Here is a 15,085-nt window from a genome sequence, read left to right as displayed (position 1 = left end):
CTTTCGCGGCAGTCACACAGCTTCCAGCGGGGATATGGTATAAACGTAACAAAACCGTATCGAAGGCGATTTAGCCAACCGGCAAACTTGCCAGGGGACATCAATCAAGGAGTTTTATCCGTGACTATTCACGCTGGATTACGATACCTGACCGTTATTATCGTGCTTGGCTTCCTCTCCGGGTGCTCTGTTAACCCGGTTACCGGAGAGAAGCAGCTGTCACTGATTCCCGAAAGCCAGGAGCTCTCAATCGGCAGCGAGCAATACATACCCACCCAACAGACCCAGGGTGGGAAGTTTTACCTCGATCCTGAACTGAATCTTTACGTCAGTGAAGTGGGCCAGAAGCTGGCAAGCGTCAGTGATCGACCGGACCTGCCCTACGAGTTCGTGGTGTTGAACAGCGGTGTGCCGAATGCCTGGGCACTGCCCGGCGGCAAGATCGCCATTAACCGCGGATTGCTGACGGAGCTGGACGACGAGGCCCAGCTTGCCTCGATTCTGGGCCATGAAATTGTTCATGCCGCGGCACGCCACAGTGTCCAGCGGATGCAGCAAGGCATGCTCATCAGTGCCGGTGTCGCTGGTCTTGGCTTTGCCCTGTCGGACAACGAATGGGCCGGCCTGATCATGGGTGGTGCCGCCATGGGAGCCCAGCTGGCATTGGCCCAGTACAGCCAGGGCGATGAGCTTGAGTCTGACCACTACGGTATTCTTTACATGAAAGAAGCCGGCTACGATCCCCAGGCAGCCGTGGAGTTGCAGGAACTGTTTGTGCGGCTGTCAGAAGGCCAGGAAACGGGGTTCATTCAGGGCATGTTCGCAACCCACCCACCCTCACAGAAACGCGTGCGTGAAAATCAGGAGCTGGTCAACGAGATCGGCGCCGGCGGTTACCGTGGCGAGGAAGCGTATGAGGACAAGCTGTCTTTTCTGCGCAGCCGTCAACCCGCCTACGACGCCCACGACGAAGCCATGAAACTGGCCAGCAATGACAAGCTTGATCAGGCACTTGGCAAGGTAAACGAGGCGATCAGCATCGAACCGGACGAAGCGGCCTTCTACTCGCTGCGCGGTCGTATCCACAAAGCACAGGATAAGTTGGAACAAGCCGAAGCCGACTTTGACAAGGCCACCTCGCTGTATCCGGAAATGTTCACCTATCAGCTTCACAGCGGTCTAAACGCACTGGAACTGAACAAACTGGACAAGGCGAAGCAACGGCTGAACAAGGCCAATGAAACGGTACCGACCTCAATTGCCTTTCTGCGCCTCGGTGATATTGCCGTCCAACAGAATCGGCGGGAGGACGCAGTCCGGTATTACAGCACCGCGGCAAAGTCTGAGGGACAGATTGCCCAGGAGGCACAAAAGAAACTGGCTCAGCTGACACAGAACTGATGTCGTCTGCATTGACTTTTAGAGCAATAACTCTAAAAATCGACGTAATCACTCAACAATCGGACGATTGCCATGCTCGCTAAACGTATCCAGCCGATGGCCTTCCAGGCCCGCCGGCTTTATGTAGAGCTGATGTTCCAGGTCATGGGGCGCGCGCTTCAGGCTGTCAGCGAAATTGACGCCACTGTACAGAAGGAAGCGCGGGCCCTGCCCGAGGGCTTCCTCTTCGAAATGATGGTGATGCCGGACGGGCCCCGCCTTATTGTCGAACACATCGGCAACGGTCGCTTTCATTATCACAGCGGCTCGGCGCCAAGGCCGGTGGATCTGTCCATCCAGTTCAAGCATATCGCGCACGCATTTCTGGTGCTGTCCTTTCAGGAAAAAACGGCAGTCGCCTTTGCCAACGATCGCATGCTGGTGGACGGAGACATCAGCTACGCCATCCGCATGACCCGGATTCTGAACCGGCTTGAGAGTTTCATCCTCCCCAGACTGGTGGCAAAACGGGCTGTAAAGGAATACCCCGCAAACCTGCACCTGCCTGAGAAACTCCTCAGTGCGGCTCGTATTTACCTCAAGGTAGCCTCCAATTTTGTCGATACGGTGAGAACATAATGACCAATCAATACTATGAGTTTTTCTGCCCGGTTAAGGTAATTGCCGGTAAAGCGGCGCTAGAACACATACCCTATGAGCTGACCGGCCTGGGCGCCAAACGCCCGATGATTGTGACCGACAAGGGTGTACGCGCCGCCGGCCTGCTTGACCCCGTGATTGCGGCCTGCGAAGAGAGCGGCCTGGATATTATCAGTATCTACGACGATGTTCCGCCGGACTCCTCTACCGGTGTGGTAAAAGAAATTGCCGGGATCTACCGCCGCGAAAAGTGTGACTCACTTATTGCGGTGGGCGGTGGCTCCGCCATTGATACTGCCAAAGCCGTGAACATCCTGGTATCAGAGGGTGGTGACAACATTGCCGAATACAGCGGCGCCGGAATCATCAAGCACCCTCTGAAGCCTTTTCTCGTGGTACCAACCACTGCCGGTACCGGATCCGAGGTCACCTCCGTCGCGGTGATCACCGACACCGCCAAATCGGTAAAACTGCCGTTCACGTCGTCATTCCTGCTGCCCAACGCCGCAGTCATCGACCCCAGGATGACCCTGACCTTACCACCGCATATCACAGCAGCCACCGCCATGGACGCCATGACCCATGCCACGGAAGCGTTCACCTGCATGGCGAAAAATCCGCTTAGCGATGCCTATGCAACAGCAGCCATCAAGAAAATCAGCACCTCTCTGCTGAAGGTCATGGATAATCCAAAAGACAGCGACAACCGGCTGGAGCTGGCACAAGCCTCGACCATGGCCGGCATTGCCTTCTCCAATTCCATGGTAGGTCTGGTTCATGCCCTCGGTCATGCCACCGGCGCCATCTGCCACCTGCCCCATGGCATGTGTATGAGCCTGTACCTGCCTTACGTACTGGAATACAACCTGGAGACGATCCGGGCTCCGTTGGGCGAACTCCTGCTCTATCTGGAGGGCCCGGAAGTCTATGCCACCACACCTGCCAGTCGCCGCGCAGAGGCCAGCATTTCGGCCCTTCGCAAGCTGCGGGATGAACTTTTCAAGCGTTGCAAGCTGCCTCGCACCCTGAAAGAAACCGGCAGCGTAGAGGAGCACCAACTGGACACCATCGCCGAAATGGCCATGGACGACGGGTCGATGATGTTCAACCCCAAAGAAGTCACGCTGGAAGATGCCCGGGCAGTGCTTAAACGCGCCTGGGCCTGATCTGACAGCCCCGACGCCGGTATCAAACCAGGGGGAGGGGCTGGAATGAGTGCAGTGATCCCGAGGTTTTTGCGGTAAACATGCTACTCAGATCATTGAATTGAACACGGAAAAAAGTGACAATTCCCTTCACTGGCATGGATGGATCCGGGTTAGTTCTCTTCAGAAACCAGAGCCTCACAGCTATGCGCAACGCCTCATCCAGCCGACGACTACCACTTGTCCTGTCCGTCCTGACCCTTGCAATCGCCGCCATGGTCGGGCCAGGCGCGCTCGCCGCCGAAGGCACCGGCTCGCAAGAGCCAGAGCGGATTTTCCGCTTCAATGTCTCACCCAACGGCTATCCGCCATATCTGATCAGTGAGAATGGAACACACTCCGGCATCATGTGGGATGTGGTTAAAGTGATTGCAGGTCGACTGGGCTACCAGGTGGTTCCCAAGGAGGTTCCCCGCAAACGTGCTGACCAGATGCTCTCCGAGGGCTACATCGACGGCACGACCCGGGCAAAAGAGTGGATGGATAATCCAGAGGAGTTTGCCTTCACCAAGCCGGTGGTAAGTATCGAGGAAGTGCTGTTTATACCCAAAGATTCGGAACTGGAATTTAAATCACCCGAGGACCTGTTCTCGCAAACAGTGGTGACCCATCTGGGCTACCGTCACCCCGCCCTGGAGCCCCATTTCCAGTCTGGCAGGATCAAACGTTTTGACGTTTCCCGTGACAAGGACATGTTCACCTACGTACTCCATGGAGAGGACATGGACGCTGCGATTGCGGACCGGCTGGTCGGCAGATGGATTTTGCTGAACGAAGGCATGCAGAACGAGTTCCGCTCCTCATCAAGAACACTGAGTGAGTATGCTTTCCGACTGATGTTTCGCAAGGACTGGGCTGACTTTGCAGAGGCCTTCAACCGCGAACTTGAGATCATGAGAGAAAACGGCGAATTGGACGAAATTCTTGCCAACTACCGTTAACTCCCTGCCCTCAATTTCGTGGACGCCCTGGTCGCCGGGTTATTCCAGGCGTCTGAGCAGTAACATGGGCGACACACTGAGCACGGGTTTCAGCTGCCAGCGACCAAACAGAGCCAATATCAGAGCACTAAGCAATGGAATTGGCAGAATGGCCTGCCAGTGCCAGCGGAACTCACCTTCAAACATCCTGAATTGCAGAGCCCACACAGCCGCTTCCGCCGCCATAACTCCCAGGATACCGGCAAAGGACCCCAGCAGAGCAAACTCCAGCATGGTGCTTCTGACCAGCAGTGACTGCCTGCCGCCGAGGGTTCTTAGCAATGCGCCCTCCCGCTGTCGGTCCTGCATGGTGGCGCTGACCACCGCCGCCATAACCACCAGAGCCGCCGCCAGTATCAATGCCAGTATAGCCTCGATCGCCTGTGTCACCTGGCGCACGATTTCCTGGATACGTTCGATCACATGGTCAATTTCCAGCACTGACACTGTTGGGAACTGGCGTGAAAACTCATTGAGCTCACCCTTCATATCCGCGGGCAGAAAGAAGGCCGTGATCCAGGTCGCAGGCATATCCTCAAGCCCTCCGCCGGGTGGGAACGCCATATAGAAGTTGGGTTTCATGCTGTCCCACTGGACAGTCCGGATGCTGGTCACCGTCTCGGTGACCTTGTCGGAGCCTATCGTGAAGCCCAGCTCATCGCCCACGCTGACGCCCAGCTTGCCAGCCAGCTCCGCCTCAATGGACACACCGTCGGTCTGCCCGGATTCGAACCACTCCCCTGCCACGATCTCATTATCCTCAGGCAGCTCTTCCATCCAGGTCAGGTTGAGCTCCCGGTTCAGGGCTCCTACCCGCTCTTCCTTGGTCACCGCTTCTTTTACCGGTTCACCGTTCAGCTCGGTAAGCCGGCCGCGGACCATTGGGTAGAGTTGCTCCAGGGGATGTCCACGTTCCGCCCAGAACTCATCCACCTCTTCCACTGCCTGGGGGGCAATGTTGATCAGGAAGTGATTGGGGGTATCTTCCGGCAACTGCGCCTGCCAATCACTCAGTAATGATGTCCTGACCAGAATCAACGTGGCCGCCAGCATCAGCGTCATGGCAAACACCGCGATCTGGGACAGGCTGGCACGGCGATGGCGGTATAGCCCGACCAGCGCAAGCCTCCAGGCGTTGCCGCCACCACTGATTCTGCGCAGGGTGCTGACGAGCAGCCACCCCAGCAACGCAAGGGTACCCAGCAACAGTGCAAGGCCACCCAGCAGCGACACAACCAGAGAAACTTCGCGGGCATACATCCACACCAGGCCGAATATCGCCACCACCGCAATGATCAGATCCGGAATCGCTTCACGGCCGGATTCGCCGGGCTGGCTACGCAATACCCTCATGGCCGGTACATTGCGCAACCTTCGAATGGGCGGATAGGCAAACGCAAACAGGGACACCAGGGCCGTGAGCAGCGCCGGTACCAATGCGTTTGGATCCAGTTGGTAATCGATCTGCTGATCGATTACATCCCCCAGTACACTGGACAGAAGCCAATACAGCGGCAGCGCCACCAGAAGCCCCCCGATGGCACCGACCACGCCCCAGAGGGCCAGGCGGCGGACATACAACCGACCAATGCCTTTGCTGCTAAGCCCCAGGGTTTTCAGCAAGGCAACGGTATCCCGCTGCGAAAGCGCATACTGACGACTGGCAACCGCAACAGCGACAGCCGCGAGCATCACCGCGAGGCTGCCCCCTAGCAGCAGAAATCGCTCGGCCCGATCAAGGGACTCGGAGAAGGTCTCGCCATCGCGCACACCCTCCCACTCGTGACTGGGTTCCAGTTGAGGTTGTAGCCAGACGTAATAGTCATTGAGCACAGACTCCTCGCCGGCAAACAGGTACACATATTCTACCCGGCTGCCTTCCTTGATCACCTCGGTGGATGCCACATCATCCACGTGCATCATCACCCGCGGTGCCAGCGATGACATGCGGAAGCCGCCATCCGGCTCGCGCACCAGCAAACCGGAGATGTTGAGCTGGTGATTACCCACTTCCAGACTGTCGCCAACCTCGAGCTCCAGTAACCGCAGCAGGCGCGGATTGATCCACACTTCACCGGGCCCCGGCCCGTGGCCGACTGTCTGCCGTGGGGCCGTCGCGCCCTCCTGGTACTCGACCTTGCCCCGCAACGGGTATTCGTTGCTCACCGCCTTGATCGACACCAACTGGAAGTTGTCCGCGCCGTAGACCATGGTGGAGAACTCGACCATGCGAGCCGTCTCCAGACCCCGCTGCCGCGCCTCCTGCATCCAGCCCTCGGGAATCGGGCGACCATTCTCCGCCTCCAGCTGGCGGTCAGCCGCCAGGAAGGAGCTGGCAGATGACACCAGTGTGCGCTGCAACTGACTGGCGAACAGCGCGATGGTTGCAACCGTGGCAACAGCGATGATCAGCGCTGACAGGACGACCCGAACGTCTCTCTCACGCCAGTCGCGTTTGACTGACATCAGCTTTTTGGAGGCCGCCATCAGTTCACCGCTTCCGACTGATCTGCATCGGCAGGTTCGGTTAGAATACCGGCCTCAATATTGAACTGCCGATTACAGCGGGCGGCAAGGCGTTCATCGTGAGTGACCATGACCAGGGTGGTGCCCTGCTCGCGGTTGAGTGTCATCAGCAGATCGGACACTTCGGCGCCGGTGCGGTTATCCAGGTTGCCAGTGGGCTCATCCGCAAACAGGATGGCAGGTTCCGAAGCAAAGGCCCGGGCAATAGCCACGCGTTGCTGCTCCCCGCCTGAAAGTTGCCGGGGAGTATGGTAGAGCCGCTCACCAAGCCCGACCCGCTCAAGCAGTTCCCGCGCCCTTGCCTCGGGGCTATCAAAGCCACCGAGTTCCAGGGGCAGCATGACGTTTTCCAGTGCCGTCAATGCCGGCAACAGCTGAAACGACTGGAACACGAAACCGACCCGACGGGAGCGGAGTTTTGCGCGGTCATCCTCGCTGAGCTGGCTGATCACGGAGCCATCAAGCTCCACCGTCCCCTCTGAGGGAGTGTCCAGCCCTGCCAACAAGCCCAGCAGGGTTGTCTTGCCAGAACCGGAGCGCCCGACAATCGCCACCGACTCACCGCGGTTGATTTCCAGAGTGACCCCCTGCAAGATCGTCAACGTATCAGTCTCGAGGCTAACCCTGTGGGTCAGATTGCTGACTTTCAGCATAGGGCGCTGATTATCGGGCTTGTGCTCACTTAGGTCGCTCACGGATTCTCCACAACGGGTTTATTGGAAACAGGATTCTATGCATACGGTATTTTTACGCCTGAGATCAATAGTTTTCCTAGCTTTAATTTGCGCCGGTGCCCAGGCACAGGCCAGCCAGAATACCCTGATGATTTTTGGCGATAGCCTCAGCGCGGCCTATGGCGTGCAGACTGAGGAGGCCTGGGTCGCCCTGCTTAAAGAGCGTCTCGACGAAGAAGGCCTTGACCAGTGGCAGGTGGTAAACGCCAGCATCAGCGGTGAAACCACCGACGGCGGTGTGCGGCGTCTACCACGGTTGCTGGATGAAAACGATCCGGACATTGTCATTATTGAACTGGGGGGCAACGATGGCCTGCGCGGTTTCCCGCCCGACGTCATCCGCAGTAACCTTTCCAGCATGATTGAACAGGTGAACGAGTCCGGCGCCCGGGCTTTGCTGGTGGGCATGCAGATTCCTCCCAATTATGGCCAGCGCTATACCAGCGCCTTCGCAGAAATCTATCCGCAACTGGCGGAGCAACAGCAAACTGAACTGGTGCCCTTCTTCCTGGATGGTGTCTACGACCAGGAGGGGCTGATGCAGGATGATGACATCCACCCCACGGCCGAAGCCCAGGGCCAGTTACTGGATAACGTCTGGCCGGTGCTGGAGCCCATGCTGCGCCGCCAATCCCCATGACTCATGCCAATAGCGACCCGGCATGCGCCACTGCCCGGCGATCGGACCAGTAATAGCCATCCCGGGCGTGCTCGACAAAACCCACGTGCCCACCCCAGCGTGGCGACTCCAACCGCACGTGTGCCCCCAGTTCCACGCGGGACTCCGGAAAACACCTCCGTGACAGAAAGGGATCATCAGCTGCATTGACGATCAGTGACGGCACGCGGATATCTTTCAGTTTCCAGAGCGCCGAGCAGTTCGCCCAGTAATCCCGGGCATCCCGGAAACCATGTAACGGGGCGGTGTAGCGATCATCAAATTCATGGAAACTGTGGATATTTTCAAAACCTTCGGTATCAATGAGGTCGGGAAACCGCCTGGATTTCTCTTCCATCTTTACCTTCAGATCCCGCAGAAAACGCTGCATGTAGATGCGCCGGCTGGGCAGTGCCAGGGTGTCGGCACTGCCCGCCAGATCACAGGGCACGGAAAATGTGATAGCGCCGCAGATGCGACCGTCCAGCTGCTCCGACTGCTGCCCCAGGTAAAGCAGGGTGAGATTGCCACCCATGCTGAAGCCGGAAAGAAACGCCGTTTTGTAGCCTTTACCAAGCCCGTGCTTTACCACCCAGTCCAGATCGCCCGTCGCGCCGCTGTGATAGAAGCGGGGCTGACGGTTCATTACCCCGCCACAAGAGCGAAAATTCCAGGCCAGAACGTCCCAGCCATCATCGAATAACGCCCGCGCCAGCCCCTGCATGTAAGGGCGCCGGCTATGTCCCTCCAACCCGTGGGACAACACCGCCAGCCGGTCACTGCCCTGGCGGTACCAATCCAGATGCAGCTCATCGTTATCATCGGTGGGCAACACTTCCCGCTCCGGATCCGTAAAATTTACCTGGCGGAACAGCGTCGGCCATATCGACTGAACATGGCCATTGCGCAACCAGAGCGGTGGTTTATAGTCCGGAACATGGTAGTACAAAATTTAGCCTTTCGATTCATGGGGTTGACGCCAACAGGGAAAGCCCATATCATGCGCGTCATTCCGACTTTGTTCCCCGATAGCTCAGTTGGTAGAGCAACGGACTGTTAATCCGTTTGTCGCTGGTTCGAGCCCAGCTCGGGGAGCCACTTACAACATCTCCTTCCGCTGCATGAACTCCCGCAGCACCCTGAACAGCGTAACGCCATCCCTAGTTCCCGCCATTTCCCTGATCGAATGCATGCCAAATTGTGGTACGCCGATGTCCAGTGTCGTCACACCCAGATTACCGGCTGTGAGCGGGCCTATTGTGCTTCCGCATCCCATGTCACTGCGCACTACAAAGGTCTGGTATGGCAGGTCCAGTTCATCACTGATGTGGCGGTACAGCGCGGCTGAGCGACTATTGGTGGCGTAGCGCTGGTTGTGGTTCACCTTGATCACCGGACCCTGGTTCAATAGTGGTCCGTGGTTCTCATCGTGCCGGTCCAGGTAGTTGGGGTGAATGCCATGGGCATTGTCCGCAGAGATCATCAGGGAGCGGGCAATGGCCCGTGCCCGACTCTTGCCACACCACCGGTCCAGAACCGCAGACAGGAAAGGACCCTGGGCGCCTTCGGCGGACATGCTTCCCACTTCCTCATGGTCGTTGCACACCAGCAATGCCGGTTCATCTCCGGAAGACTTGATGAGCGCCTCCAGCCCGATAAAACAGCTCAACAAATTGTCCAGCCTTGCCGAAGCAATAAAGTCCCCGCGTAGCCCCACAATCGACGCTGGCTGGGCGTCGTAGAAGCCCAACTCATAACCGAGAATCTTGCGGATGCTGAGTCCGGGCTGTTGCTGGGCAAGCTGTTGGGTGAGCAAGTCGGTAAAACGTGTGGTGTCATCTTCCGGCACCTGCATCAATACCGGCGGCAGATCCGTTTGTGGGTTCACCGTGCGATTGCTGTTGGCTTCCCGGTCCAGGTGAATGGCCAGGCTGGGGATGTAGGCAATTGGCTTGCGAAAGTCCACCAGCGCGTCTTTCATATGCCCACTTTCATCCACATAAGATACCCGCCCCGCGAGGGACAGGTCACGGTCAAACCAGGGATTCAGCAATACGCCACCGTAAACTTCCACACCCACCTGGAAAAAGCCCTTACGGCGCAGCTCCGGGTTCGGCTTTACCTTCAGGCACGGGCTGTCGGTGTGTGCACCCACCATACGAATGCCAGCTTCTGCCACGTCGCGGCGACCGCTGCGGAACGCCACAATGGACGAGCCGTTACGGATTACGTAGTAGCCCTGCCCGGCCTCCAGATCCCAGTCTTCTTTTTCGTCCAGCGCTTTGAATCCGGCCGCATCCAACCGCCGTTTCATGGTGGCAACCGCATGCCAGGGGGTGGGTGAAGCGTTGAGAAATTCGACAAGATCGTTGTTAAATTCAGCGTGTTCCATGATGTCCCTGATAAACTGATAATTGCGGCGCCAGTATGGCATGATGGCGCCCGACGTCATATCCGTACAAAGAGGCTGCCGCAGCGCAGCCCGGCTACCCGGAGAGTGTACCTTGCCAGCACCACGTTTTCTCGATATCGAATACTGCCAGACCGACGACGTCCTGTTTCCTGTGGCCATGGCCTGGTCGCTGGAAGACGGGCAGATGAAAACCGTCGTGATCGCTCCCGCCGACGAATGGATACCGGAAGATGCCGATCTGGGCGACATTGACCTGCTCTATCTGGAAGAACAGGGAGTGCCGCTGATTGAACTGGCCCATGAACTTCACCAGGACCTGCCCGACCAGACCGTTTACGTGGACGGCATGGACCCGGATGAAGTTCTGGTGGACCTGATTTTCACCGCGGTCAGCATGGACGCCCCCTTCGAAATCGCCGGCATTGAAGAGCTCATCACTAGCATGCCCCGGGAAGACCTGGACGACCGACGCCGGCAGCTGCTGTCGGATGAGGGCCTCGAGCCCCGGCTGCCGGAAAACGGGGTTTACGCGTTGCTGCTGATTGCCCGGGAAGAGGGTCTGTTCGAATAGTCTGACAAGGCGATCCGTCGCAGTGACGTCACCTCAGAGGTTGTGGCGTACATGCCAGCATCGATGGATCCGCGCATTGCGCTGAAAATCCCGGTCAAGGGTGTCGCGAGTCACTTCCTCAATGGCAAACTTCTCCTCGAGGCTCTCATCCAGCCTGAAGCGCCGGAAATTGGTCGAGAAGATCAATAATCCCTCTGACGTCAGGCGCTGCATCGCCTGCTGTATCATCCGTCCATGATCCTTCTGGATATCCAGAACCCCGGCCATACGGGCCGAGTTCGAGAACGTGGGCGGATCCATGAAGATCAGATCAAACCGATGGTCACTGGACGGCCGGGCCGCCAACCATGCCAGGCAGTCTGCCTGCTCTACCCGATGATAGGATGGGTCGGCGCCATTGAGCGCCAGATTCTCCTCAGCCCAATTCACGTAAGTTTTCGACATGTCCAGGCTCAATGACCGGGTCGCGCCGCCTACTGCCGCATGAACCGTTGCTGCGCCGGTATAGCAGAACAGGTTGAGGAACCGCTTGCCTGCCGCGTGCTGCTGAATCCAGTGCCGCACGGGGCGGTGGTCCAGGAACAGACCGGTATCCAGATAATCCTTGAGGTTGACCTTCAGCACGCAGCCATGCTCGTGAACGTTGAAAAACTCACCGCTGGCAGCCTGTTTTTCATACTGGCTGGTGCCGGCTTGCCGCTGCCGTTGCTTGCAGACCATGTCCTCCCGATCGACGCCGATCGCCTCCGGAATGACCGCCAGTGCTTCCGACAGGCGTTCCCGGGCTGAACGCTCATCCACCGACTTTGGGGCTGCATACTCCTGAATGTGAACCCGGCCTTCATAGATATCAATGGCCAGGGCGAACTCCGGCATATCGGCATCGTACAGTCGGTAGCAGCCAATGCCCTGCTTGCGCGCCCACTGGCCGACCGTCTTCAGATTTTTCTTCAGCCGGTTGCGCAACATGGCCGCCCGCTCTTCGTTGGCAATACGGGGCGTGACCTCGCCAGGCACATCCGGCTCCCGCGGGGTCATTGAACTGACCTCGTCGACAGTGAACAGCAACAGCTGTGCCGGCAACCTGCCGTTGTACAGGCGATACTGCTTATAGCTGCGCAGGCCCACGGATTTGCCGTACTCAGGGGCGCCAGTGAACACGCCAAGCCGCCAGCCCGGTAACGCGGCTTTTACAGATTCACCCAGGCTGCGATACAGTTGCCCCAGCTCCTTGCGTTCACTCAGGCGTTCGCCGTAAGGGGGGTTCACCAACACCAGGCCAGTGCTGGCCCAGCTTTCATCCCGGGTGAACTCGTCAATGGAACGCTGCTCAACCTTCACGATGCTTTCAAGCCCCGCGCGCTGCAGGTTGTTTCTGGCGGTCTGGATCACTCCCCGGTCCTGGTCAAAACCCAGGAACAAGGGCATGCGGCCATCGACCCCCTGCTTGCCCTCGTAGGCACGCTTCTCTGCTTCCTGGCGAAGCGCCAGCCAGAGGTCCGGTTGATGCCCCAGCCAGTGCTCAAACCCGAAGCGCTCACGCTTGCGGCCCGGTGCCAGATCCAGGGCCATCATCGCCGCCTCGATCACCAGCGTGCCGGAGCCACACATGGGGTCGATAAAGTCGCCTCCGGCTTTGACGATCTCCGGCCACCCGCAGCGGGTCAGCAAAGCTGCCGCCAGATTTTCCTTCAAGGGCGCAGCGCCCTTCTCGGTGCGATACCCCCGCTTATGCAGGCTGTCACCGCTGAGCTCGATACCCACCGATAATGTGCCGCGATTGAGCCGGGCGGACACGGTCACATCGGGATTCTTCGCATCCACGGAGGGGCGCTGGCCACTGGCACTGCGCAAACGATCGACGATGCCGTCCTTAACGCGCTGGGCACCGTATTGAGTGTTGCGAATGGCCTCGTTCTGGCCTACGAAGTTGACACGGAAACTGCCATCGACGGGAATGTGATCCTGCCACACCAGATCCGTGACACCGCCGAGCATCTGATCGCCGGAGGTGGCATCCACATCCGCGAGGTGAAGGATGACCCGGTTTGCCAGCCTTGACCACAGGCAGGCACGATAGCCACTCTCCAGCGTGCCGTTGGCCCAGACTCCTGCCGGTGCATTGCGGACCGGATCCATGCCAAAGGTGCGCAGTTCGTCCTCCAGCAGATACTCCAGGCCCTTCGGACAGGTTACGAAAAAGTTAAGGTCTGACACATTCGACTCCTGAGTCTTTCGGGTGTGACCGGGCTGAAGGCGTGAGAACAGTGCATCCCTTCACCTTTTGCGGCCTTGTTATGTCACACAACTATAAGAAAAGCTTCATATAGATTAAATAAATAGTGTACAAGGACGCCGGTTTAGTCCTACCTTGTAAATGACGCGTCGTTCCGGGGAGCCTGAAAAAAGGCTCGCTGTTAACAGGATCCTGACTGCTCTGGCCATACCTGACAATAGTGGGTTACCCCGGAAGGGTTGCCCCAAGTCTCGGCCACTGCAGATGTGTACACGCTTGTTCTGTTAATCCATCAGTGAGGAACGGCATGAAAAGACAGAAAAGAGATATGTACGCTCGTGCATTCAAACGGGGCTATCTGGCCGGTGTGTCCGGTAAAGCAAAGGACAGCTGCCCGTTGGAACAACCGGAAGTTCGCCAGGAATGGCTCAACGGGTGGCGAGAGGGCCGCACAGATCAATGGGAGGGCATGACCGGCGTGTCCGGCATCCACAAACTGGCAAACGTAACAACGGCATGACGCCATTTGCCAAAGCTCCGATCTTTAATCTGATCTTTCACCAACACACAATTTGACGCAGTACTCAGAGCAATCCAGACGGGTCCTCCCGACCCGTACCATGCGATGAAGCGCCACGGGGTTCATTCCCCGCACGGGCCCGCTAAGCGGGCCCACTTTTTTCCCGACCCCGCTCAGCATCCGATCCCAACTGGCGAATTGCCTCGACCGACTCTCTGATCAGCGCCGGTCCGCGGTAGATGAACCCGGTGTAGACCTGCACCAGTTTCGCTCCCGCCCGGATTTTTTCAACGGCGCTGGTTCCGTCGGTAATCCCGCCTACCCCGATAATCGGCAAGCTATCGCCCAGTTCCGCATAAAGCGCCTGGATCACACGTGTTGATGGCTCCCGCACCGGACCACCACTGAGGCCGCCGGCTTCATGGGCGTGTCGATGCCCTGCAACCGCGTCACGGCTGATGGTCGTATTCGTTGCAATCACCCCGTCCAGCCCCGACTCTTTCAATGCGTCAGCGACGAAGCGGATACCGTCATCTTCCATATCCGGCGCAATCTTGACCGCCAGCGGTACGTAACGACCGTGCTGCTTTTCACACCGGGCCTGCTCATCCTTGATGGCCTGCATCAGGCTTTTCAACGAATCACCAAACTGTAGATCCCGCAGCCCGGGTGTATTGGGGGATGACACATTCACAGTAATATAATCAGCACCGGAGTAGACAGCTGCAATACCCTTGCGATAATCCGATTCGGATTCGTCGTTGGGTGTTGCCTTGTTTTTGCCGACATTGATGCCCAGCACACCTGCATAACGGCGCTTGTCCACACGATCGAGCAAATGCTCAAGACCGTGGTTATTGAAGCCCATCCGGTTAATAAGTGCCTGTTGCTCAGGTAGCCTGAACATGCGCGGCTTGGGGTTACCCGGCTGCGCAAGGGGCGTCACCGTTCCCACCTCGATAAACCCGAAGCCCAGTGCACCCAGGGCATCCAGATGATCCGCATTCTTGTCGAGGCCGGCGGCAAGGCCCACTGGATTGGGAAATTCAAGCCCCATGACCTGCACGGGCAGCGGGTCCGGCTGGTTGATAAAGGCCCTCAGCAATCCAAGCCTTGCAGCCACATCCAGGCCGGACAACGTCAAATTGTGGGCAGTCTCCGGTGGCAGTCGGAACAGCAATTCGCGCATAATGCCATACATA

General features: G+C 58.0%; 13 protein-coding genes and 1 tRNA gene. 8 read left to right on the top strand and 6 right to left on the bottom strand.

The window, feature by feature from the left end; translation table 11 throughout:
• Positions 1-120 precede the first annotated feature (120 nt).
• The 4 genes from DIT71_RS06870 (at position 121) to DIT71_RS06855 (ending at position 4,186) form a co-directional block, all read left to right on the top strand.
• The gene (locus tag DIT71_RS06870; RefSeq protein WP_114612480.1) at positions 121-1,401 is read left to right on the top strand and encodes a M48 family metalloprotease; all 1,281 of its coding nucleotides are present in this window, start codon (positions 121-123) and stop codon (positions 1,399-1,401) included.
• A gap of 72 nt (positions 1,402-1,473) precedes the next feature.
• On the top strand, positions 1,474-2,019 hold the full coding sequence (locus tag DIT71_RS06865; protein ID WP_114612479.1) for a hypothetical protein: 546 nt from the start codon (positions 1,474-1,476) through the stop codon (positions 2,017-2,019).
• The gene (locus DIT71_RS06860; RefSeq protein ID WP_114612478.1) at positions 2,019-3,206 is read left to right on the top strand and encodes an iron-containing alcohol dehydrogenase; all 1,188 of its coding nucleotides are present in this window, start codon (positions 2,019-2,021) and stop codon (positions 3,204-3,206) included. The genes DIT71_RS06865 and DIT71_RS06860 overlap by 1 nt, the downstream gene beginning before the upstream one ends.
• 185 nt (positions 3,207-3,391) lie before the next feature.
• Positions 3,392-4,186, top strand: coding sequence for a substrate-binding periplasmic protein (locus tag DIT71_RS06855; RefSeq protein ID WP_114612477.1), 795 nt, complete (start codon positions 3,392-3,394; stop codon positions 4,184-4,186).
• 39 nt (positions 4,187-4,225) lie between these two features.
• Here the strand turns inward: DIT71_RS06855 and DIT71_RS06850 are convergent, their stop codons facing one another.
• Both DIT71_RS06850 and DIT71_RS06845 read right to left on the bottom strand, forming a co-directional pair.
• On the bottom strand, positions 4,226-6,712 hold the full coding sequence (locus DIT71_RS06850) for an ABC transporter permease (RefSeq protein ID WP_114612476.1): 2,487 nt from the start codon (positions 6,710-6,712) through the stop codon (positions 4,226-4,228).
• Positions 6,712-7,404, bottom strand: a complete 693-nt coding sequence (locus DIT71_RS06845) for an ABC transporter ATP-binding protein (protein WP_114612475.1) — start codon at positions 7,402-7,404, stop codon at positions 6,712-6,714. Before DIT71_RS06845 ends, DIT71_RS06850 begins: the two co-directional genes overlap by 1 nt.
• Positions 7,405-7,483: 79 nt before the next feature.
• On the opposite strand from DIT71_RS06845, the gene DIT71_RS06840 reads away from it, so the two are divergent.
• Positions 7,484-8,125 (top strand): arylesterase, encoded by a 642-nt coding sequence (locus tag DIT71_RS06840; protein ID WP_114612474.1) that lies wholly within the window; start codon positions 7,484-7,486, stop codon positions 8,123-8,125.
• A gap of 1 nt (position 8,126) precedes the next feature.
• Here the strand turns inward: DIT71_RS06840 and DIT71_RS06835 are convergent, their stop codons facing one another.
• Entirely contained in the window at positions 8,127-9,092 is a 966-nt protein-coding gene (locus DIT71_RS06835) for a YheT family hydrolase (RefSeq protein ID WP_227537987.1), read from the bottom strand.
• Positions 9,093-9,165: 73 nt separating this feature from the next.
• On the opposite strand from DIT71_RS06835, the gene DIT71_RS06830 reads away from it, so the two are divergent.
• Positions 9,166-9,241: transfer RNA gene (locus DIT71_RS06830), tRNA-Asn, on the top strand.
• A gap of 1 nt (position 9,242) precedes the next feature.
• Here DIT71_RS06830 and DIT71_RS06825 read toward each other — a convergent pair.
• On the bottom strand, positions 9,243-10,535 hold the full coding sequence (locus DIT71_RS06825) for a M18 family aminopeptidase (RefSeq protein WP_114612887.1): 1,293 nt from the start codon (positions 10,533-10,535) through the stop codon (positions 9,243-9,245).
• 112 nt (positions 10,536-10,647) lie between these two features.
• Between DIT71_RS06825 and DIT71_RS06820 the strand changes: the two genes are divergently transcribed.
• Positions 10,648-11,127, top strand: coding sequence for a hypothetical protein (locus tag DIT71_RS06820; protein WP_114612473.1), 480 nt, complete (start codon positions 10,648-10,650; stop codon positions 11,125-11,127).
• Between the two features lie 33 nt (positions 11,128-11,160).
• On the opposite strand, the gene rlmKL is transcribed toward DIT71_RS06820, so the two are convergent.
• Positions 11,161-13,344 (bottom strand): bifunctional 23S rRNA (guanine(2069)-N(7))-methyltransferase RlmK/23S rRNA (guanine(2445)-N(2))-methyltransferase RlmL, encoded by a 2,184-nt coding sequence (gene rlmKL, locus DIT71_RS06815; RefSeq protein WP_114612472.1) that lies wholly within the window; start codon positions 13,342-13,344, stop codon positions 11,161-11,163.
• Positions 13,345-13,670: 326 nt separating this feature from the next.
• Between rlmKL and rmf the strand changes: the two genes are divergently transcribed.
• Positions 13,671-13,883, top strand: a complete 213-nt coding sequence (gene rmf / locus DIT71_RS06810; protein WP_114612471.1) for a ribosome modulation factor — start codon at positions 13,671-13,673, stop codon at positions 13,881-13,883.
• Positions 13,884-14,025: 142 nt separating this feature from the next.
• On the opposite strand, the gene DIT71_RS06805 is transcribed toward rmf, so the two are convergent.
• Positions 14,026-15,084 (bottom strand): quinone-dependent dihydroorotate dehydrogenase, encoded by a 1,059-nt coding sequence (locus tag DIT71_RS06805; RefSeq protein ID WP_114612470.1) that lies wholly within the window; start codon positions 15,082-15,084, stop codon positions 14,026-14,028.
• Position 15,085: the final 1 nt, after the last annotated feature.

Origin of the sequence: Marinobacter vulgaris (assembly GCF_003344045.1) — a bacterium.
GTDB classification, from domain to species: domain Bacteria; phylum Pseudomonadota; class Gammaproteobacteria; order Pseudomonadales; family Oleiphilaceae; genus Marinobacter; species Marinobacter vulgaris.
This window is presented reverse-complemented; position numbering and strand designations above follow the sequence as displayed.

What these genes read in the sequence shown, in the direction of transcription:
- DIT71_RS06865 (WP_114612479.1), top strand. Translation starts at nt 1,474, where the DNA reads ATGCTCGCTAAACGTATCCAGCCGATGGCCTTCCAGGCCCGCCGGCTT.
- DIT71_RS06860 (WP_114612478.1), top strand. Translation starts at nt 2,019, where the DNA reads ATGACCAATCAATACTATGAGTTTTTCTGCCCGGTTAAGGTAATTGCC.
- DIT71_RS06855 (WP_114612477.1), top strand. Translation starts at nt 3,392, where the DNA reads ATGCGCAACGCCTCATCCAGCCGACGACTACCACTTGTCCTGTCCGTC.
- DIT71_RS06850 (WP_114612476.1), bottom strand. Translation starts at nt 6,712, where the DNA reads ATGGCGGCCTCCAAAAAGCTGATGTCAGTCAAACGCGACTGGCGTGAG.
- DIT71_RS06845 (WP_114612475.1), bottom strand. Translation starts at nt 7,404, where the DNA reads ATGCTGAAAGTCAGCAATCTGACCCACAGGGTTAGCCTCGAGACTGAT.
- DIT71_RS06840 (WP_114612474.1), top strand. Translation starts at nt 7,484, where the DNA reads ATGCATACGGTATTTTTACGCCTGAGATCAATAGTTTTCCTAGCTTTA.
- DIT71_RS06825 (WP_114612887.1), bottom strand. Translation starts at nt 10,535, where the DNA reads ATGGAACACGCTGAATTTAACAACGATCTTGTCGAATTTCTCAACGCT.
- rmf (WP_114612471.1), top strand. Translation starts at nt 13,671, where the DNA reads ATGAAAAGACAGAAAAGAGATATGTACGCTCGTGCATTCAAACGGGGC.
- DIT71_RS06805 (WP_114612470.1), bottom strand. Translation starts at nt 15,084, where the DNA reads ATGTATGGCATTATGCGCGAATTGCTGTTCCGACTGCCACCGGAGACT.